20 protein-coding genes are annotated in these 17,410 nt (G+C 76.6%); 10 read left to right on the plus strand and 10 right to left on the minus strand.

Annotation, left to right across the window (positions count from 1 at the left end):
• Positions 1 to 104 precede the first annotated feature (104 nt).
• The 3 genes from BMY88_RS01780 (at position 105) to BMY88_RS01790 (ending at position 4,593) form a co-directional block, all read left to right on the plus strand.
• On the plus strand, positions 105 to 1,838 hold the full coding sequence (locus BMY88_RS01780; protein ID WP_139220377.1) for an HNH endonuclease signature motif containing protein: 1,734 nt from the start codon (positions 105 to 107) through the stop codon (positions 1,836 to 1,838).
• A gap of 215 nt (positions 1,839 to 2,053) precedes the next feature.
• Positions 2,054 to 3,001 carry an ABC transporter ATP-binding protein gene (locus tag BMY88_RS01785; protein ID WP_091939490.1) on the plus strand — a complete coding sequence of 316 codons (948 nt, stop codon included), beginning with the start codon at positions 2,054 to 2,056 and terminating at the stop codon, positions 2,999 to 3,001.
• Positions 2,998 to 4,593 carry an ABC transporter permease gene (locus BMY88_RS01790; protein WP_091939492.1) on the plus strand — a complete coding sequence of 532 codons (1,596 nt, stop codon included), beginning with the start codon at positions 2,998 to 3,000 and terminating at the stop codon, positions 4,591 to 4,593. The genes BMY88_RS01785 and BMY88_RS01790 overlap by 4 nt, the downstream gene beginning before the upstream one ends.
• On the opposite strand, the gene BMY88_RS01795 is transcribed toward BMY88_RS01790, so the two are convergent.
• Positions 4,498 to 5,511, minus strand: coding sequence for a LysR family transcriptional regulator ArgP (locus BMY88_RS01795; RefSeq protein ID WP_091939494.1), 1,014 nt, complete (start codon positions 5,509 to 5,511; stop codon positions 4,498 to 4,500). The genes BMY88_RS01790 and BMY88_RS01795 overlap by 96 nt on opposite strands.
• Positions 5,512 to 5,583: 72 nt before the next feature.
• On the opposite strand from BMY88_RS01795, the gene BMY88_RS01800 reads away from it, so the two are divergent.
• Complete coding sequence (locus BMY88_RS01800) at positions 5,584 to 6,216, plus strand: LysE/ArgO family amino acid transporter (protein ID WP_244524403.1); 633 nt, start codon at positions 5,584 to 5,586, stop codon at positions 6,214 to 6,216.
• 10 nt (positions 6,217 to 6,226) lie between these two features.
• Here BMY88_RS01800 and BMY88_RS01805 read toward each other — a convergent pair whose 3' ends face one another.
• The 4 genes from BMY88_RS01805 to BMY88_RS01820 are packed head-to-tail and all read right to left on the minus strand — an operon-like array spanning position 6,227 to position 8,638.
• Positions 6,227 to 7,069 (minus strand): 5-oxoprolinase subunit C family protein, encoded by an 843-nt coding sequence (locus tag BMY88_RS01805; RefSeq protein WP_091939498.1) that lies wholly within the window; start codon positions 7,067 to 7,069, stop codon positions 6,227 to 6,229.
• Positions 7,066 to 7,689 (minus strand): 5-oxoprolinase subunit B family protein, encoded by a 624-nt coding sequence (locus BMY88_RS01810; RefSeq protein ID WP_091939500.1) that lies wholly within the window; start codon positions 7,687 to 7,689, stop codon positions 7,066 to 7,068. Before BMY88_RS01810 ends, BMY88_RS01805 begins: the two co-directional genes overlap by 4 nt.
• Entirely contained in the window at positions 7,689 to 8,441 is a 753-nt protein-coding gene (locus BMY88_RS01815; protein WP_091939968.1) for a LamB/YcsF family protein, read from the minus strand. Before BMY88_RS01815 ends, BMY88_RS01810 begins: the two co-directional genes overlap by 1 nt.
• Before the next feature lie 14 nt (positions 8,442 to 8,455).
• Positions 8,456 to 8,638, minus strand: coding sequence for a hypothetical protein (locus tag BMY88_RS01820; protein WP_091939501.1), 183 nt, complete (start codon positions 8,636 to 8,638; stop codon positions 8,456 to 8,458).
• A gap of 98 nt (positions 8,639 to 8,736) precedes the next feature.
• Between BMY88_RS01820 and BMY88_RS01825 the strand changes: the two genes are divergently transcribed.
• A complete protein-coding gene (locus BMY88_RS01825; protein WP_139220378.1) occupies positions 8,737 to 9,003 on the plus strand; it encodes a hypothetical protein in 267 nt (88 codons plus the stop codon).
• Between the two features lie 43 nt (positions 9,004 to 9,046).
• Here BMY88_RS01825 and BMY88_RS01830 read toward each other — a convergent pair whose 3' ends face one another.
• Positions 9,047 to 9,589, minus strand: a complete 543-nt coding sequence (locus BMY88_RS01830; protein WP_091939504.1) for a dihydrofolate reductase family protein — start codon at positions 9,587 to 9,589, stop codon at positions 9,047 to 9,049.
• 15 nt (positions 9,590 to 9,604) lie between these two features.
• Positions 9,605 to 10,546 carry a helix-turn-helix domain-containing protein gene (locus tag BMY88_RS01835; RefSeq protein WP_244524404.1) on the minus strand — a complete coding sequence of 314 codons (942 nt, stop codon included), beginning with the start codon at positions 10,544 to 10,546 and terminating at the stop codon, positions 9,605 to 9,607.
• A 134-nt stretch (positions 10,547 to 10,680) separates the two neighbouring features.
• On the opposite strand from BMY88_RS01835, the gene BMY88_RS01840 reads away from it, so the two are divergent.
• Both BMY88_RS01840 and BMY88_RS01845 read left to right on the plus strand, forming a co-directional pair.
• Positions 10,681 to 11,130 carry a cupin domain-containing protein gene (locus BMY88_RS01840; RefSeq protein ID WP_091939506.1) on the plus strand — a complete coding sequence of 150 codons (450 nt, stop codon included), beginning with the start codon at positions 10,681 to 10,683 and terminating at the stop codon, positions 11,128 to 11,130.
• A 40-nt stretch (positions 11,131 to 11,170) separates the two neighbouring features.
• Entirely contained in the window at positions 11,171 to 11,941 is a 771-nt protein-coding gene (locus tag BMY88_RS01845; protein WP_091939508.1) for a putative hydro-lyase, read from the plus strand.
• A 27-nt stretch (positions 11,942 to 11,968) separates the two neighbouring features.
• Here BMY88_RS01845 and BMY88_RS01850 read toward each other — a convergent pair whose 3' ends face one another.
• Both BMY88_RS01850 and BMY88_RS01855 read right to left on the minus strand, forming a co-directional pair.
• A complete protein-coding gene (locus BMY88_RS01850) occupies positions 11,969 to 12,838 on the minus strand; it encodes an NAD-dependent epimerase/dehydratase family protein (RefSeq protein ID WP_091939510.1) in 870 nt (289 codons plus the stop codon).
• 3 nt (positions 12,839 to 12,841) lie between these two features.
• The gene (locus tag BMY88_RS01855) at positions 12,842 to 13,762 is read right to left on the minus strand and encodes an EamA family transporter (RefSeq protein ID WP_091939512.1); all 921 of its coding nucleotides are present in this window, start codon (positions 13,760 to 13,762) and stop codon (positions 12,842 to 12,844) included.
• Between the two features lie 89 nt (positions 13,763 to 13,851).
• Between BMY88_RS01855 and BMY88_RS24575 the strand changes: the two genes are divergently transcribed.
• The 3 genes from BMY88_RS24575 to BMY88_RS01870 are packed head-to-tail and all read left to right on the plus strand — an operon-like array spanning position 13,852 to position 16,460.
• Complete coding sequence (locus BMY88_RS24575; protein ID WP_280138678.1) at positions 13,852 to 14,385, plus strand: MarR family winged helix-turn-helix transcriptional regulator; 534 nt, start codon at positions 13,852 to 13,854, stop codon at positions 14,383 to 14,385.
• Positions 14,386 to 14,430: 45 nt separating this feature from the next.
• On the plus strand, positions 14,431 to 14,808 hold the full coding sequence (locus BMY88_RS01865) for an ArsR/SmtB family transcription factor (protein ID WP_091939516.1): 378 nt from the start codon (positions 14,431 to 14,433) through the stop codon (positions 14,806 to 14,808).
• Positions 14,805 to 16,460 (plus strand): SulP family inorganic anion transporter, encoded by a 1,656-nt coding sequence (locus BMY88_RS01870; protein ID WP_211435418.1) that lies wholly within the window; start codon positions 14,805 to 14,807, stop codon positions 16,458 to 16,460. The genes BMY88_RS01865 and BMY88_RS01870 overlap by 4 nt, the downstream gene beginning before the upstream one ends.
• Before the next feature lie 58 nt (positions 16,461 to 16,518).
• Here the strand turns inward: BMY88_RS01870 and pdxY are convergent, their stop codons facing one another.
• A complete protein-coding gene (gene pdxY / locus BMY88_RS01875) occupies positions 16,519 to 17,370 on the minus strand; it encodes a pyridoxal kinase PdxY (protein WP_091939519.1) in 852 nt (283 codons plus the stop codon).
• Positions 17,371 to 17,410: the final 40 nt, after the last annotated feature.

A 17,410-nucleotide genomic window follows, 5' to 3' on the forward strand; every position in this document is an offset into this window, starting at 1 on the left:
CGCGGGTGCGACGTCGGGCCCGGATCCGTCCACAGGCACTGAGGCTGTCCACAGCTTCCGATTTTCTCGGCGTGGGCGGGGGGCCGGACGCCAGGATCGAACACGTGATCGATACCGACGAGCTCCGCGCACCGGGAGCCGAGCTACGGCGGCTGCTCGACGCCGGCGTAGATCATCTGGGGCAGGCCCGACATGCCGCCCGGGTCGAGGCGATGGCCGTGGCGCGCGAGATGCGGGCGCTGGCGGCGTTCGCGCGGTGCCGGCCGCAGGGCTCGTTCGATCGGCAGCCCGGGGAGCGGGGGGCGATGTCGGCGGCCACACGTGCGGCGCGGCCGTCGGCGCTGACCGAGGTGAGCGAGTGGGCGGTGGACGAGGTGGCGCTGGCCCTGCGGGTCACCTCCAGCGCGGCCGGAAGTCGGCTGGCCGAGGCGATCGTGCTGGTCGAGCGGCTGGCCGCCACGCTCGCGGCTCTGGAAGTGGGGCGGATCAGCTGGGCGCACGCCCGGCACATCATCGCGATCGTCGGCCCGGTGGAGGACGACGAGCTCCGCGCCCGGATCGAGGCGAGGGTCCTGGGGCTGCTGAAGGACAAGACGCCGCCGCAGCTGGGGGACTGCGCGCGGCGGATCGTGCTCCGCGAGGACGCCGATGCGGCAGCGCGCAAGCTGGTCACGGCGGTGCGCGGGCGCGGGGTGCGGTTCCACGACCGCCGCGACGGCACGGCCACGGTGGCGCTCGACCTGCCGCTCCCCGTGGCCGCGGCGATCCACCGCACGCTGGAGGCCCACGCCGAGCAGCTGCGGGTCGACGGCGACGAGCGGACCAAGCAGCAGCGGATGGCCGACGTCGTCGCCGACCTGCTCCTGCGCGCAGGGGAGAACGGCCTGCCGCCGGTCACGGTCGCGCTCACCCTCGTGGCGACCCTGGAGACCATGCTCGGCGGCAGCGAGCCCGGGCACATCGAGGGGCACCTGGTCCCGGCGGAAGCGGTCCGCGAGCTGGCGTACACCTTCGGCCTGATGCCGCGCCCCGCACCGGACCTGAGAGATCTGCCGCCGGCCGACGAGGTCGGGACAGCCGAACCCCCCGGGACCCCCGGCGCCCTCGGCGCCCTCGGCGCCCCCGGCGCCCCCGGCGCCCCCGGCGCCCCCGGCACGCCCGGGTCCCGGACCGGGGCGCGGGCGAACTCCGGACCCGCGCAGCCCGACCGGTCGCCGCCCGTGACCCCGGCGCGCGACCGGACGCTGGCCGAGTGGATGGCGCAGGCCGCGGCACGGCACGAGGCCGCCGTCGGCGCTGCCCTCACCGGTGCTCGCGAGGCGCTGCTCGACGGCGGGTGGACCGACGGCGATGACCGCGCGCTGCTCGACCTCGGAGCCCTCATGTCCGTGCGGGACGTCGCCGGCACCGGCCTCGCGCACCGTCCGAACATCGCGGTCGTCGACATGCTGCGCGGCAGCCTCGTCGCGCTGACCGACGCCACCGGCATCCGCCGCGGACAGGGACTCGACCCGCCGCCCGGGGTCGACGACCACCATCCCGGCGCCGAACTCGAGCGATTCGTGAAGCTCCGCGACCGGCGCTGTCGCTTCCCCGGCTGCCGCGCCCGGGCCCGCGTCTGCGACCTCGACCACCGCCGCGAGTGGCCCGACGGGCGAACCGCCCACGACAACCTCTGCTGCTTGTGCGAGCACCACCACCGGCTCAAGCACCAGGCCCCCGGCTGGCGGCTCGCCGACACCGGTGATGGCGGCCTCGCGGTCACCGCTCCCTCGGGCGACACCCTGGTCAGTCATCCGCCGCGCTTCGGCACGGACCTCGACGTCCCGCCGTACTAGCCGGAGCCCGCCCTGGCCGGAGCCCGCCGCACTAGCCGGAGCCGGCCCTGGCCGGAGCCGGCCCTGGCCGGAGCCCGCCCTGGTCGGAGCCCGCCCTCGCCGGAGCCCGCCCTCGCCAGGAGGGGAGACCGACGAGGAGGACGTCGGCGCTGCGGGTCTCGTCCAGAGCGCTCGTGCACCTTCCCGGCCACCCGCAGGCCGTAGGTTGCAGCGCCATGACGTCCGTCATCTCGATCTCCGGACTGGTCAAGAGCTTCGGCACGGCCCGCGCCCTGGACGGCCTCGACCTCGACGTCGCAGCCGGTGAGGTGCACGGCTTCCTCGGTCCCAACGGTTCGGGCAAGTCCACGACGATCCGCGTGCTGCTCGGGCTCCTACGGGCCGATGCGGGCTCCGTGCGGCTCTTCGACGGGGATCCGTGGCGGGACGCGGTCGGCCTGCACCGGCGGCTGGCCTACGTCCCGGGCGACGTCACGCTCTGGCCCGGCATGTCCGGTGGCGAGGCGATCGACCTGCTCGGCCGGCTGCAGGGCGGGCTGGACCCCGCCCGCCGCGCCGAGTTGCTCGAGCGGTTCGAGCTGGACCCCCGCAAGAAGGCGCGGACCTACTCGAAGGGCAACCGGCAGAAGGTGGCCCTCGTGGCCGCGCTCGCGTCCGACGCGGAGCTCTTCGTGCTCGACGAGCCGACGTCCGGGCTCGACCCGCTGAAGGAGGCCGCCTTCCAGGAGGAGGTCCGCGCGCTCCGGGCCCAAGGGCGCACGGTGCTGCTGTCCAGCCACATCCTCGCCGAGGCCGAGAACCTCTGCGACCGGGTCAGCATCATCCGGAGGGGCCGCACCGTGCAGAGCGGCAGCCTGACCGAGCTGCGGCACCTCACCCGGACGGCGATGACGGTCGAGACCGCCCGGCCGGTGCCCGGGCTCGCGGAGCTCCCCGGCGTCCACGGCCTGCGCAGCGACGCCGGGCGGATGCGCTTCGACGTCGACACCGACGCCCTCGACGCGGTGGTCGGGTGCCTCGCCGGGGCGGGCGTCCGGTCGCTGACCAGCACCCCGCCGACGCTCGAGGAGCTGTTCCTCCGGCACTACGGGGACGCGGAGGCGGAGGGCGCCGGGCCGGCGGCGGGTGCCGGAGGCGTGCCGGCCCCGGCGGCCCGGTCGTGAGCGGCGGACCGTCGGTCGCCGGTACCGGCACGCTGATCCGCGCCGCCCTGCGGCGCGACCGGTGGCGGCTGCCGCTCTGGATCGCCGGGGGAGCTGCGCTGGTCGCCACACAGTCGGTGTCCAGCCAGGCCCTCTACGACTCACCCCAGGACCTGGCCGCCTACGAGGCCTCCGTGGGCAGCAACGCCGCCTCGATCGCCCTGGCCGGTCCGCCGGTCGGGCTGGACACGGTCGCGGGGGCGGTCGCCTTCGAGATCTCCTCGTTCGTGATCCTCGTGGCGGCGCTGATGGCGATGTTCACCACGGGCCGGCACACGCGCGGCGACGAGGAGGCCGGACGCACCGAGCTGCTGCGGGCCACCCGGGTCGGCCGGCATGCGCCGCTGCTGGCGGCCGTCGCCGTCTCGGCGCTCGCCTGCGCCGCGATGGTGCCGGCCGTCGCCGCTGCGGGAGTGGGCACGGGGCTGCCGGCCGGTGGGTCGTTCCTGCTGGGCGCCTCCGTGGGCGCCGGAGCTCTGGTGTTCACGGGCATCACCGCCGTCGTCGCCCAGGTCACGGCCTCGGCGCGCGCCGTCTACGGCATGGTCGGGGGAGCGCTGGGGATCGCCTTCGTGCTGCGGGCGGTGGGCGACGTGGAGGGCAGCTGGGTGTCGTGGACCTCGCCCATCGGCTGGGCGCAGGCGACCCATCCGTGGTCCGACGACCGGTGGAGTCCCATCCTGCTGTGCCTGCTCGTCACCGTCGGCCTGCTCGCCGCCGCCGGCGCGCTGCTCGACCGTCGCGACCTCGGCTCCGGGCTGCTGGCCGCCCGCCCCGGCCGGGCCTCGGCGCCGCCCTCGCTGGCCTCCTCGCTGGGACTCGCGGTCCGGCTGCACCGCGGGGCGCTGCTGGGCTGGGCGGTGGCGCTCGGGCTGCTCGGCCTGGTCTACGGCGGGCTGGCGGGGTCGGTGGAGACGCTGTTCGCCGACAATCCCGAGGCGCGGGCGTTCCTGCCGGACTCGGGCAGCCTGGTCGACGCCTACCTGGCGACGACGCTGTCGATCAACGCTCTCCTGGCCGGGGCGTACGCGGTGTCGGCGGTCCTCCGCGCCCGCGCCGAGGAGTCGGTGGGCCGGGCCGAACCGGTCCTGGCGACCGCGACCAGCCGCGCGGCGTGGCTGGCCGGGCACGGCGTCGTCGCCCTGGCCGGGGCCTCGCTGGTCCTCCTGGTCGCCGGCGCGGCCATCGGCGCCGTGCGCGCGGTCGACACCGGGGACGGCGGCGAGTTCTCCCGGTTGCTGAGCGCGTCGACGGCGTACCTGCCCGCGGTGTGGGTGCTGGCCGGCGCGGCGGTGGCGCTGTTCGGGCTGCTGCCCCGGTCTGCCTCCGCGCTGGCCTGGGGCGCGGTCGCCTATGTCGCGGTCGTGACGATGTTCGCCGCGTCCCTCGACTGGCCGGGCTGGGTCGACGACGCGTCGCCCCTGGCGTGGACGCCGCTGGCGCCGGTCGAGGAGTGGTCAGCCGGCGCGCTCGCCGGCCTCACCGCGCTCGCCGGCCTGCTGCTCGCCGCGGGGGTGACGGGCTTCCGCCGCCGGGACCTGGTCCCGGGCTGAGGGGTCCACCTCCCCGGTCGACCGGTCCAGCTCGCGGGCCGCCGCGGCGAGCACGGCCTCGCGGACGCGGTCGAGCGCGGGGGAGCGGAGCTTCCACTGCTGCCAGTGGAGGACGACGTCCACGCCGGCGTCCGGGTCGAGCACGACCAGGTCCGCGGGCGCCGTCCGCGCCTGGAGGTCGGGCACCATGCCCCAGCCGAGCCCGAGGCCGATCGCGGCGACGAAGTCCGCCGAGGCGGGCACGTAGTGGGCCGGCGGGACGACGCCCGGACCGGCGACCGCGGACAGGTAGCGGTGCTGGAGGTCGTCCCGGCGGTCGAACACCACGACCGGGGCGTGAGCCAGCGTCTCGGGAGTGGGCCCGCCCGGGAACCAGCGGTGGGCGAAGCCGGGAGCGGCCATCGGCCGGTAGCGCATGGCCCCCAGGCGGGTGGAGGTGCAGCCGGGTAGCGGCCGCGCCTCGGCGGTCACCGCCGCCATGACGGTGCCGGCCCGGAGCAGGGCGCTGGTGTGCTCCTGGTCCTCGCGGTGCAGGTCGAAGCAGACCTCGCCGGCCAGCGGCGCCAGCGCGGGCAGCAGCCAGGTCGCCATGGAGTCGGCGTTGACCGCGATCGGCAGCACGGGCGCGGGCGCCGCCCCGCCGCCGCCGTCCTCGGCCGCGTCCTCGCCGAGCTCCCGGGCGACGTCGGCGGCGAGCAACCCGACCTGCCGCGCCAGCCGCAGCACGACCTGCCCGGAGTCGGTCACCTGCACCGGCTTGGTCCGCACCAGCAGGACCCGGCCGGTCGCCACCTCCAGCGCGCGCAGCCGCTGGCTGATCGCCGACGGCGTCACGTGCAGCGCCCGGGCCGCGGCCTCGAGCGTGCCCTCGCGGACGGTCACGTCCAGCGCCCGCAACTGGTTCAGGTCGAGATCCATCGACAGCGATGCTAACGACGCGGAAGAATCATGAGCTGGACGGCTCGGGGCGGGGTTCCTAGCGTCGACGGCGTGCTCACCGCCCCGGCGCTCGTCGCCGCCGCCTCCGGGCTCGTGCTGGGGCTGGGGCTGATCGTCGCCATCGGCGCGCAGAACGCCTTCGTCCTGCGCCAGGGTCTCCGCCTCGAGCACGTGCTCGTCGTCGTCGCCGTGTGCGCGCTGTCCGACGTCGCGCTCATCGTCGCCGGCGTGCTCGGCGCCGGGAGCGTGCTGTCGAGCCGGCCGTGGCTGATTCCCGCGGTGTGCTTCGCCGGGGCGGCCTTCCTGCTCGGCTACGGCCTTCTGGCCGCCCGGCGGGCGATCCGCCCGGCCGCTCTGCTGTCGGAGTCGGCTGGTGCCCGCGTCGGGATCGCCGCCACCGTCGCCACCTGCCTGGCGCTGACCTGGCTCAACCCGCACGTGTACCTGGACACGGTGGTGCTGCTCGGCTCCACGGCCTCCACCTACGGCGAGCACCGCTGGGAGTTCGCCGTAGGCGCGGGGGTCGGCAGCATCGTCTGGTTCACCGCCCTCGGGTTCGGCGCGCGGCTGCTGCGGCCCGTGTTCGCCCGGCCGGCGGCCTGGCGGGTGCTGGACGCCGTCATCGCCGTGGTGATGATCCTGCTCGCGGTGTCGCTCGCCGTCCGCGGCGCGGGCGAGCTGTGACCGGGACCCGTCACCCGCGCAGCCGCAGCGCCTGCCCCGGACGCAGTTGCGCGCAGCGGTCGACGTCGTCGTCGGCGACGTAGGCGATCACCGGATAGCCGCCGGTGACGGGGCCGTCGGCGAGGAACAGCACCGGCAGCCCGGACGGCGGCACCTGCAGCGCGCCCCGCACCATGCCCTCGCTGGGCAGCTCGCCCTCCCGCTCGCGGCGCAGGGGCTCGCCGTCCAGCCGCAGGCCGACCCGGTTGCTCTCGGCGGTGACCGTCCACGGCCGGGCGGTCAGGGCGGTCCACCCGGTGTCGCCGAACCAGTCGCGGCGCGGGCCCGGGAGCACCCGCACGGTCACCTCACCGCCCGGCGGGTCCGCCAGCGCCGCGAGGTCGACGCCGGGCGGCAGCGCCGATGCCGGGCCGACGGGCAGCACGTCGCCGGCCGAGACGACCGGCGGGCCGAGGCCGGAGAGCACGTCGGTGGCGCGCGAGCCGAGCACCGGCTCGACGTCGATACCGCCGCGGACGCCGACGTAGGTGCGCAGCCCCGTCTCCGGCACGCCGAGCCGCAGCCCCCGCCCCGCCGGCAGCGGCACCGGTGCGTTGTGCGCCTCCGACCCGGCGCACCGGGCCCCGGTGGTCACCACCAGCAGGTCGCCCTCGGCGCGCAGCACCAGGCCGCCGTAGGTGACCTCGAGCAGCGCGGCGCCGGCGTCGTTGCCGAGCAGCCGGTTGGCCAGGGCGGCGGCGGAGCGGTCGGCCGCCCCGGAGCGGCCGATGCCCAGCGCGCCCCGGCCGGGGCGGCCGAGGTCCTGGACCGTGGTGAGGGGGCCCGTCTCGAGAACGGTGACGGCGCGGCTCACGACGCCGCTCCCGACACCGCTCGGAACCGGACCCGCACCCCGGGCCGCAGCAGTGCCGCCGGGTCGCGGTCGAGGTCGAACACGGCGACGTCGGTGCGGCCGATCAGCTGCCACCCGCCGGGGGACTCCCGCGGATAGACGCCGCTGAACGGCCCGGCCAGCCCCACCGCCCCGGCCGGGACCCGCGTCCGCGGGGTGTCCCGGCGCGGCACGTCCCACGGGTCGCCGTCGGGGGTGCAGTAGCCGAACCCGGGGGCGAAGCCGCAGAAGGCGACGGTCCACCCGGTGCCCGTGTGCCGCCGCACCACCTCGTCGGGGTCGACGCCCCACAGCGCGGCGACGTCGGCGAGGTCCGCGCCGTCGTAGTGCACCGGCAGCTCCACGGTTCCCCCGGTGCCGGCGCGGCCCGGCCGCGGACGGACCCGGCGGACGGCGGCCTCGACGTCGGCGAGCGCCACCGCCGACGGGTCGGTGACGAGCAGGACGGTCCGGGCGGCCGGGACGAGGTCCACCACGCCGTCCAGCGGCTCGGCGACGAGCGCGGCGTAGAGGCCGAGGACGTCGTCCAGCCCGTCGAGCTCCACCAGCAGCGCGGTCGACCCGCTGGGCAGGACCCGCATCAGGCGGCGAAGGGGGCCAGCGCGACCCCCGCCCCGGTCAGCACCGAGCGCACCCGGCCGGCGATCGCCACCGCGCCGGGGGTGTCGCCGTGCACGCAGATCGAGCCCGGTCGCAGCAGGAGCGAGCCGCCCTCGACGTCGGCGACCGGCTCGCCGGTGGCCATGGCCAGGCAGCGGCGGGCGATCTCGTCGGCGTCGTGCAGCACCGCCCCGGGCAGCCGGCGCGACACCAGCGTGCCCTCGGGGGTGTAGGCGCGGTCGGCGAACGCCTCGGCCACCACGGCCAGCCCGGCGGCCTCGGCCTGCCGCAGCCAGGCCGAGCCGGGCAGGCCCAGCACCGGCAGCGTGCGGTCGTACTCCACGACGGCCCGGACGACGGCCGCGGCCTGCTCCTCGTGCGCGACGATCGCGTTGTACAGCGCCCCGTGCGGCTTGACGTACCGCACCCGGGTGCCGGCCACGCGGGCGAAGGCCTCCAGGGCGCCGATCTGGTAGAGCACGTCCTGGGTGAGCTCGTGCGGCTCGACGTCGACGAAGCGCCGGCCGAACCCCGCCAGGTCGCGGTAGGCCACCTGCGCGCCGACGGCGACCCCAGCGGCCGCCGCCTGCTCGCACACCCGGCGCAGGATCACCGGGTCCCCGGCGTGGAAGCCGCAAGCCACGTTCGCGCTGGTGACGACGCCGAGCAGCGCCTCGTCGTCCCCCAGGGTCCACTGGCCGAAGCCCTCGCCGAGGTCGGAGTTCAGGTCCATGGGGCTCATCCTGCTCAGCGCCGACGGCTCCGGCTCCCCGGCCACTGGAGGACCTCCTCCTCGCCGGGCCGCAGCGCCGCCCAGCGCCGGCCGGCCGCCCGCAGCGCCTCGGCCGCCGCGGCCAGCCGTTCCGAGGGGATGCCGCTGCGATCCGCCTCGCCGGAGAGCACCTCCGCGCCGTCGGCGAGCCGATGCACGAGGTCGGCCAGGGCCTCGGCCCGGCCGATCGCCGCGGCCGCTCGCGCTTGAGCCGCTCCGAGCGCTCGGCGGCGTGCGGGGGACGGCGACCCGACACGTGGCGCATCGTCGTCCACACCGCGCCGTCGGCGACGCAGCCCCAGATCCCGTCGCGGATGCCGAGCTCGGCCTCGACCAGCGCGTGCACGAGGTCGTGCGGGAGGTGTTCGCCGCCGCCCGCACCGCGGACGGCGAACACCACGCCGTCGTCCCGTTCGATCAGCGACTCGACGGCGCGCCGGTCGGCCATCCGCGTGAAGGTGAGCCGCACGCCGTCCAGCATCGCGGTCCGGCCAAGCGATTTCCCGAGAGGATCACCGGCTGAGCGGAGTTCCCTCGGGAACGGTTTCCGCGCTCGAGCGACTCGGCTACCGGACGACGTCGTAGCGGACGCAGACGAACTCGCCGTTGACCGCCCACTCGGTGCGCACCAGCTCCACGTGGCGGGGGAGCAGCGGGGCGCCGGCGCCGATCGTGACCGGCGCGATCGAGACGACGAGCTCGTCGAGCAGGCCGGCCTCGGCGAACTGGCCGGCGAGGTCGCCCCCGCCGACGACCCAGACGTCGCGTCCCCCGGCGGCGGCGACCAGCTCCCCGTGCAGGGTGGTGAGCGCCTCGGGCGAGTCGGCCGCGGTGATCCGGATGTCGGCCCCCGGGAACGGTTCGAGGTCGCGCGAGTGGGTGAGCACCCAGGTCGGGATGGCGTAGGCCCACGAGTCCGGCTCGTGCCGGCGGATCCAGCGGTAGGTGCTGGCGCCCATGACGACGGCGCCGATCCGCTTCTCGAAGTCCTTGTAGCCGAACGGGCCGTCCTGGTCGATCTGCCGCGAGAGCAGCCAGTCCAGCGAGTGCTCGGGGGTGGCGATGAAGCCGTCGAGGGTGGTGGCGGTGTAGTACACGGTGCGGGTCACGGGGTGGTCCTCCTGTCAGCGGGACGAGCGCGTCAGCCAGTCGATCGGGTCGCCGGTGTCGATCTCCACGCAGGCGTCGCGGAGCAGGTGGCGCACCAGCAGCCGCCGGTGTGCGGCGTACGTGAGCACGTGCGCGACGACGCTGCCGAGCACGAACGTCTCCGGTGGCTCGCACAGCGCGTCGACCAGCCGGTCGCCCCAGGCGCCGCGGCGGGCGATGTCGCGGACGGCGGCCAGCCAGCGCGGGGCCACGGCGTCGAACCGGGCCAGCAGGGCGACCGGGTCGTCGGCCCCGCCCGCCGGGTGGTCGGCGCCCTCGATCGAGGCCAGCCACACCTCCTTGCTCCGCACCAGCCCGTGCAGGACGTCGGCGATCGACTCCTCGGTGCCGTCCCACGGCAGGACCGACCAGCCGGGCAGCCGGGCCAGCCGGTACGCCTCGTCGGTCAGGCCCTTCGCGGCCTCGAGCAGGGCGCGGGTGTCCTCGACGTCGTGGTGGACCATCAGCCCGGTCACCTCGTCGGGGGCGCCGCGGCCGGACTCGTCGGCGACCCACAGCGACATCGGCGGGTGGAAGTGGATGCCGTTGGGCGCCGGCAGCCAGTGCGCGTCGCGGGTCCCCGGCTGCTCGTCGGCGACGCTGCCCGGCGGCCGTCCGTAGGCGCGGGCGAACGCGCGCGCGAACCCCTCGACCGAGTCGTAGCCGGCGGCGAACGCGGTGTCGGTGACGGCCGCGCCCCGGCGCAGCTGCCAGGCCGCGCGCTCGAGCAGCACCCGGCGGCGCAGCGCCACGGGCGGCTCGCCCGCGCCGCGGGTGACCTGGCGGCTGAAGTACCAGGGGCTGGCGTAGGCGTCCCCGGCCATGGCGGGCAGCGTGCGGTTGTCCTCGTCGAGGACGGCGTCGATCAGCTCGCGCAGTCGGTCGCGCCCGCTCGGGGGAGTCGTCTCGTCGGCCACGGGAAGAGTCTGGCGAGGAACCGGCCCCGCGTGCCCGACCGTTCTTGCGCTGTCGCGGAACAGCGGGCGTTGACGGGTGGTGCTCCCCTCGGGAGGGTCGGTCGCATCGGCACCGCATCCCCCGGGAGGTCACCATGATCGTTCTGGAATCGGCGCAGGGCGCCCGGACGACCGCACTCGGGTCCACCTACACGACCAAGGCCGGCGCCGAGGTCACCGGCGGCGCCTACTGGCTCGTCGAGGAGGAGTTCTGGGGGGCGGTGACCCCGCTGCACCGGCACATCGCCGCCGAGGAGGCGTTCTACGTCCTCTCCGGCCGGGTCGCGGCCTGGCTGGACGGCGCGGAGACCGAGGCCGGGCCGGGCGCGTTCCTGCTCGTGCCGCGCGGCACGCCGCACGCGCTGCGCCGGCTGGGCGACGAGCCCGCCCGGATGCTGACGGTGGTCTCCCCGGCCGGCATGGAGGGGTTCTTCGCCGCGGTGGAGCGCGAGGGCGAGGAGGCGCTGCGCGCCGATCCGGACCGGCTGGTCGCGCTGGCCGCGACCTTCGGCACCGAGGTCCTGGGCGACCACCCCGCCCTCTGACCGGCTGCCGGGACGCCGTGCGGCCACCAGCATGGGGGGCATGGCTGCTCCCGCCGAACACCGCGCGCAGTACCGCGCCGGCCTGGCCGCCCCCACGTCGGGCGCCGCGCCGGGACACACGCAGGCCAACCTCGTCGTCCTTCCGCAGGACTGGGCCTGGGACATGCTGCTGTTCGCCCAGCGCAACCCGCAGCCGGTGCCCGTGCTCGAGGTGACCGACCCCGGCTCCCCGGAGACGACGCTGGCCCCCGGCGCCGACCTGCGCACCGACCTGCCCCGCTACCGGGTGTGGCGGGACGGCGAGCTGGTCGACGAGCCGACCGAGGTGCTCGACGTCTGGCGCGACGACCTCGTGGCCTTCCTGATCGGCTGCAGCTTCAGCTTCGAGACGGCGCTGCTGGCCGCCGGGGTGCCGGTGCGCAACCTCGAGCAGGGCCGCATCGTGTCGATGTACCGGACGGACCGGCCCTGCCGTCCCGCCGGCCGGCTGTCGGGGCCGCTGGTCGTGTCGATGCGTCCGGTGCCGGCGGCGCTGGTGCCCGTCGCCGTCCAGGTCACCGCGCGGATGCCGCAGGTGCACGGGGCCCCGGTGCACGTCGGCGCGCCCGAGGCCCTGGGCATCGCGGACCTGGGCGCTCCCGACTACGGCGACGCGGTGGAGGCGCGCCCCGGCGACGTCCCGGTGTTCTGGGCCTGCGGGGTGACGCCGCAGGCCGCCGTCCTCGCCTCGCGGCCGCCCCTGGCGATCACCCACGCGCCGGGGCACATGTTCGTCACCGACGTCCCGGACGCCGTCTACCGGCTGCCCTGAGGCGCGACCCCGGGCCGCCGCGGCGGCTCAGGCAGCAGGGGCCGCAGCCCGGGTCAGCTCGTCGAGCAGTGTCGGCCCGGCCGGCGCCCAGCCCAGCTCGGACCGGGCCAGTGCGCCGGTCGCCCGCTGGTCGAGCAGCAGCGCGGCGCCGAAGAGACCGAGGCGGCCGGCGGTCTCCTCGTCCGACGAGCCCACGACCCTGGGGGCGAACGCGGCCCCGATCTCGGTCACCGTCGGGTTGTGCCCGCTCACCGCGAGGTACCGGCTGCCCGGCGCCGCGTGCCGCAGCGCCAGCGCGTAGAGCCGGCCCAGGTCGTCGGCGTGCACGGTGGTCCAGTGCTGCGCGCCGCTGCCGGGCAGCACCAGCGCGCCGTCCGGGGTGCGCGGCCCGCCGCCGACCACAGTGGCCGGGATCCCCGCGCCCGCGCGGTGCACGATGCCCGGCGCGAGCACCACGCTGCGGACGCCGTCGGCCGCGGCGGCCTGCACGCGGGCGTCCAGCGGCACGCGCCAGGCGACCAGCTCGGCGGGGTCGGGCGGGGTGGTCTCGTCCAGGTCGCCGGAGCCGAGGGCCCACGCGCCGCTGGTGTGCACGTAGGGCCGGCCGGTGCCGGCGAGCGCGGGCAGCACCGCGTCGAGCAGGGCGGCGTCGACCGCGGCGCTGGTCCCGTCGCCGGGGGACGCGGTGTGCACGACGGCGTCGGCGCCGCGGGCAGCGGTGGCCAGCAGGCGGCCGTCGGTGAGGTCACCGCGGACGACGGCCGCGCCGGCCGCGGTGAGCGTGGCGGCCGAGGCGTCGCTGCGGGCCAGCGCGGAGACGGTGGCGCCGTCGGCGAGCAGGGCGGTCAGGACGGCGGAGCCGATCAGGCCGGTGCCACCGGTCAGGAACACGTGCACGGTTCAGTCCTCTCGGGAGGGGGTGGGGGTGGGGGAGCGCTGGGCCGCGACGACGGCGGTGAGCGCGAGCGCCATGCCCGCGAGCTGGAGCGGGGAGAGCACCTGCTGCAGCAGCACCCAGCCGGCGGCCGCGGCGACCACGGGGGAGAGCAGGGCCAGGAAGCTGACGTGCGCGGTCGGCAGGGCGCCGACGCCCCGCAGCCAGAGCACGTAGGCGAGCGCGGTGTTGACCGTGGCCAGGTAGAGGAGGCCGCCGGCCTGCCCGCCGGTGGGCGCGGGCGGCAGGCCCTCCACCAGCAGGAGCAGCGGCAACAGGAACAGGCCGCCCGCGGTGAGCTGCCAGCCGGTGAAGGCCAGCACCGGCACGGGCCGGCCCCACCGCTTGGTGAGGACGACGCCCGCGCCCATGCTCGCCGTTCCGGCGAGACCGGCGAGGACGCCGACCGGGTCGAGCGCCACCGGCCCGGTGACCACGATCAGCCCGACGCCGGCGACGCCGAGCAGGCCGAGGGTCAGCGTCCGCCCACGCAGCCGCTCGCCGAGCAGGGGCACGGCGAGCACGGCCACCAGCAGCGGCTGGGCGGCACCCAGGACCGCCGCGACGCCGCCGGGCAGCCGGTAGGCGGCGACGAACAGCAGCGCGAAGAACGCGCCCATGTTGAGCACGCCCAGCACGGCCGCCTTTCCCCACCAGGCGCCGCGCGGCAGCCGGCGACCCAGCGCCACCAGGAGCAGGCCGGCCGGGAGCGCGCGCACGGTGGCCGCCAGCAGTGGGCGGTCGGGTGGGAGCCACTCGGTGGTGACGACGTACGTCGTACCCCAGGTCACGGGCGCGACGGCGGTGGCGAGGACGAGGAGGCCGGGCCGGCGGTGGGGCGTCGTCGGGGCGGCTCCCGGAGCGAGGGGGGAGGCCGTGAGCGTCATGGCCGGAATCGTTCGCCGGTATGTATCTCGATGTCAAGATACTCGGCAGCGGCTTTCTCGAACCCGTACGGCTGTGCGATGCTGCCGCCGTGACCGAGCGGGACGGCGTCGACGCGATCATCGACCAGTGGGCGGCCGAGCGGCCGGACCTGGAGACCCTGGCCATGGCCGTCTTCGGCCGGATCTACCGGGCCGCGCGGGTGGCCGGCGACGCCCAGGAGCGGTTCCACGCCCGCTTCGGCATCACCCGTGCCGACTTCGACGTCCTCGCCACGCTGCGCCGCGCCGGCGGCCCGGACGGGCTCTCGCCCGGGCGGCTCACCGCCGAGATGATGCTCAGCAGCGGGGGCACCACCAGTCGCCTCGACCGGTTGGAGAAGGCGGGGCACATCGTGCGAACGCCCGACCCCGCCGACCGGCGCGCGCTGCAGGTCCGGCTCACCGACGGCGGGCGGGCCCTCATCGACGAGGCGGTCGGCGCCGGGCTCGAGCAGCAGCAGCAGATGCTCGCCGGCCTGCCGGAGGACCGGCTGCGCCGCATCGCCGACGACCTGCGCGACGTCCTGGCATCGGTGGAGCGGCACGCCGCGGAGGGGGAGCGCGCACCCGTCGCTCGCGAGTGAGCAGCTTCACCACTTGACGGTTCTCTCAAGTCATAGACTCCGAGCATGCCGTTCACCGCCGGCCGTCCCGTCGCTGAGGCGAAGGCCGATCTGTTCAAGGCGCTCGCCCATCCCGCCCGGGTCCGGGTGCTCGAACTGCTGGCAGAGGGCGACCGCACCGTCGGCGAGCTCGCCGATGCCACGGGGCTGGAGCTGTCCCACCTGTCCCAGCAGGTGACGGTGCTCCGCCGGGCCGGCGTGGTCGACAGCCGGAGGGTGCGCAGCACCGTCGTGTGCTCGCTGCGCGACCCGCAGACCGCCGAGCTGCTCGCGGTCGCCCGGCGCATGATCACAGCCACCCTCCGGGAGGGGCAGGCCCTCCTCGCCGAGCTCGACGGGGCCGACGACGCCGTCGCGCTGGCCGACCGGGCCCGGGTCCGGTGAACGCCCTGGCGGACCGGCTGCGCGCGCTGCTGCCCCGGCGTGCCGACTACCGCGGGCTGCGCCGCTCCTGGCCTCGGGACCTGGCGGCGGGCGCCACCGTCGGGGTCGTGGCGCTGCCCCTGGCGCTGGCCTTCGCCGTCGCGTCCGGGGTCGGGCCGGCGGTCGGCCTGGTCACCGCCGTCGTCGCCGGGGCGGTCGCCGCGGTGTTCGGCGGCTCGCGGGTGCAGGTCTCCGGGCCGACCGGCGCGATGGCGGTCGTCCTGGTGCCGCTGGTCGCCGAGCACGGTCCCCAGGTCGTCTATCCCCTCGCCGTGCTGGCCGGCCTGCTGGTGCTGGCGGCGGGCGTGTTCCGGCTGGGGCGCCTGCTGGAGTACGTGCCGTGGCCGCTCGTCGAGGGCTTCACCGTCGGCATCGCGGTGGTCATCGCTGCGCAGCAGGTTCCGCACGCGCTCGGCGTCGAGGTGACCGGCCAGGAGAACGCCGCTGCCGCGGCAGCGGTGGCGATCGGCGGCTTCCTCGCCGCACCCGACCCCGCCGTGCTGGGCGTGCTGGTGCTCACCGTGCTGCTGGCCGGCGTGCTGCCGCGGTTGCACCGTGCGGTGCCCGCCGGGCTGATCGCGGTCGTCGCCGGCACGCTGGTCGCCGAGCTGGCCGGCCTTGATCTCGCCGTGATCGGCACGCTGCCGGCCGGGCTGCCGGTGCCGGCGCTGCCGGACCTCGGTGGAGTCGGGGCGCTCGTCGGCCCCGCGTTCGTGGTGGCGTTCCTGGCCGCGCTGGAGAGCCTGCTGTCGGCCCGGGTCGCCGATGGGCTGGTGCCGGGGCCCCGGCACGACCCCGACCGGGAGCTGGTCGGCCAGGGCCTGGCCAACGTGGCCTCGGGTCTGTGCGGGGGCATGCCGGCCACCGGTGCGATCGCCCGGACCGCGGTCAACGCCCGCGCGGGTGCGGCCACGCCGGCCGCGGCGCTCACCCACGCGGGCGTGCTGGCGGTGCTGGTGCTGGTGGCGGGACCGCTGGTCGCCCGCATCCCGCTGGTCACGCTGGCCGGGGTGCTGCTGGTGACGGCGTGGCGGATGATCGAGCGGCACAACGTCCGGGCGGTCCTCGCCTCCACCCGGGCCGACGCCGTCGTCTTCGGCCTGACCGCCGTCGCCACGGTGGCCACCGACCTGGTGACCGCCGTGGAGGTGGGCCTGGCCGCGTCCGCGGTCCTCGCGCTGGTGCACCTGGCGCGCACCCTGTCCGCGGCGCCCGACGAGGTGCCGGCCGGGCTCGGACCGCACGTGCAGGTCTACCGGTTGGACGGTCCGGTGTTCTTCGCGGCCGTCCGGTCGCTGGCCGGTCTCGCGGCCGACCGGGAGGTGCGGGTGGTGGTGCTCCGGCTCAGCGGCATGACGCTGTTGGACGCCACGGGGGCGAGGGCGCTCAGGGACGCCGTCGAGGGCCTGGAGCGCCGCGGGGTCACCGTGCTGGTGAAGGGCGCCACCCCGGAGCAGGCCCGGCTCCTGACCGCGGTCGGGGCCCTCGGCCCGGTGGCCGCGCGCGGGCACGTGTTCGACGAGCTGCCCGCGGCACTGGTGCACGCCGCTGAGCACGCCGCACGGGAGCCCGCCGTCCCCGGCTGCGTCGCGTCAGGGCGGCCGGCGCCCTGACTCTCCCGCCCCGGGAGTGCCGGCGTCGGGGCGGCCCTGCCGCGGGCGCGCGGATCGCTCAGACCTCCTCGACCGCGAACACGTGGCTCGGGGTGACGAACTCCTGCTGGGCCGCGACGAGCAGGATCTCCCGCGATCCGGCCGCCTCGGTGGCGGCGAGCAGGCCGTGCACCGACGCGGCCGCGCGGCCCAGCGCCTCGGCCGCGGAGCGGGTGTCGAGCCAGTGGGCGAGGAACAGCGCGGCGATCGCGTCGCCGGCGCCGTTGACCGCGACGCCGAGGCGGGGGGTGCGCACCCGCCAGTGCCGGCCGCCCTCCGACGCGAGCAGGTCCACGGCGTCGGGCGGGGTGTCCTCGGCGTCCAGCGAGGTGGTGAGCACGACCTTCGGGCCCAGGCCGTGCACGGCGGTGACGGCGTCCTTCACCGACTGCAGCGAGCCCGTCGTCGTCCCCGAGAGCAGGTCGAGCTCGTAGTGGTTGGGGGTGACCAGGTCCGCGGCCGGAACGGCGACCTCGCGCATGAACTCCGGGATGCCCGGCCGCACGAACACGCCGCGGCCGACGTCACCGATGACCGGGTCGCAGCAGTACACGGCGGCCGGGTTGGCCGCGCGGACCCGGCCGACGGCGCCGACGACCGCGTGCCCGATGTCGGCCGACCCCAGGTAGCCGGAGAGGACGGCGTCGCACCCGGCGAGCGCGTCCCGCTCGGCGATGCCCTCGACCACCTCGTCGACGGCCTGCCCGTCGAAGACCCGTCCGCGCCAGGCGCCGTAGCCGGTGTGGTTGGAGAACTGCACGGTGTGCACGGGCCACACCTCGATCCCCAGCCGCTGGAGGGGGAACACCGCGGCGGAGTTGCCCACGTGGCCGAACACGACGTGGGACTGGATCGACAGGACGGCGGTCATGGCCGGGAACGGTGCCACAGGCGCGCCCGTGCCCGTCACG

The organism is Trujillonella endophytica (assembly GCF_900110555.1).
GTDB classification, from domain to species: domain Bacteria; phylum Actinomycetota; class Actinomycetes; order Mycobacteriales; family Geodermatophilaceae; genus Trujillonella; species Trujillonella endophytica.

Bases quoted from the DNA above. Each gene is read 5' to 3' on its own strand.
- BMY88_RS01785 (WP_091939490.1), top strand. From the start codon at position 2,054: ATGACGTCCGTCATCTCGATCTCCGGACTGGTCAAGAGCTTCGGCACG.
- BMY88_RS01810 (WP_091939500.1), bottom strand. From the start codon at position 7,689: ATGCGGGTCCTGCCCAGCGGGTCGACCGCGCTGCTGGTGGAGCTCGAC.
- BMY88_RS01845 (WP_091939508.1), top strand. From the start codon at position 11,171: ATGGCTGCTCCCGCCGAACACCGCGCGCAGTACCGCGCCGGCCTGGCC.
- BMY88_RS01815 (WP_091939968.1), bottom strand. From the start codon at position 8,441: ATGGACCTGAACTCCGACCTCGGCGAGGGCTTCGGCCAGTGGACCCTG.
- BMY88_RS01865 (WP_091939516.1), top strand. From the start codon at position 14,431: ATGCCGTTCACCGCCGGCCGTCCCGTCGCTGAGGCGAAGGCCGATCTG.
- BMY88_RS01795 (WP_091939494.1), bottom strand. From the start codon at position 5,511: ATGGATCTCGACCTGAACCAGTTGCGGGCGCTGGACGTGACCGTCCGC.
- pdxY (WP_091939519.1), bottom strand. From the start codon at position 17,370: ATGACCGCCGTCCTGTCGATCCAGTCCCACGTCGTGTTCGGCCACGTG.
- BMY88_RS01855 (WP_091939512.1), bottom strand. From the start codon at position 13,762: ATGACGCTCACGGCCTCCCCCCTCGCTCCGGGAGCCGCCCCGACGACG.
- BMY88_RS01840 (WP_091939506.1), top strand. From the start codon at position 10,681: ATGATCGTTCTGGAATCGGCGCAGGGCGCCCGGACGACCGCACTCGGG.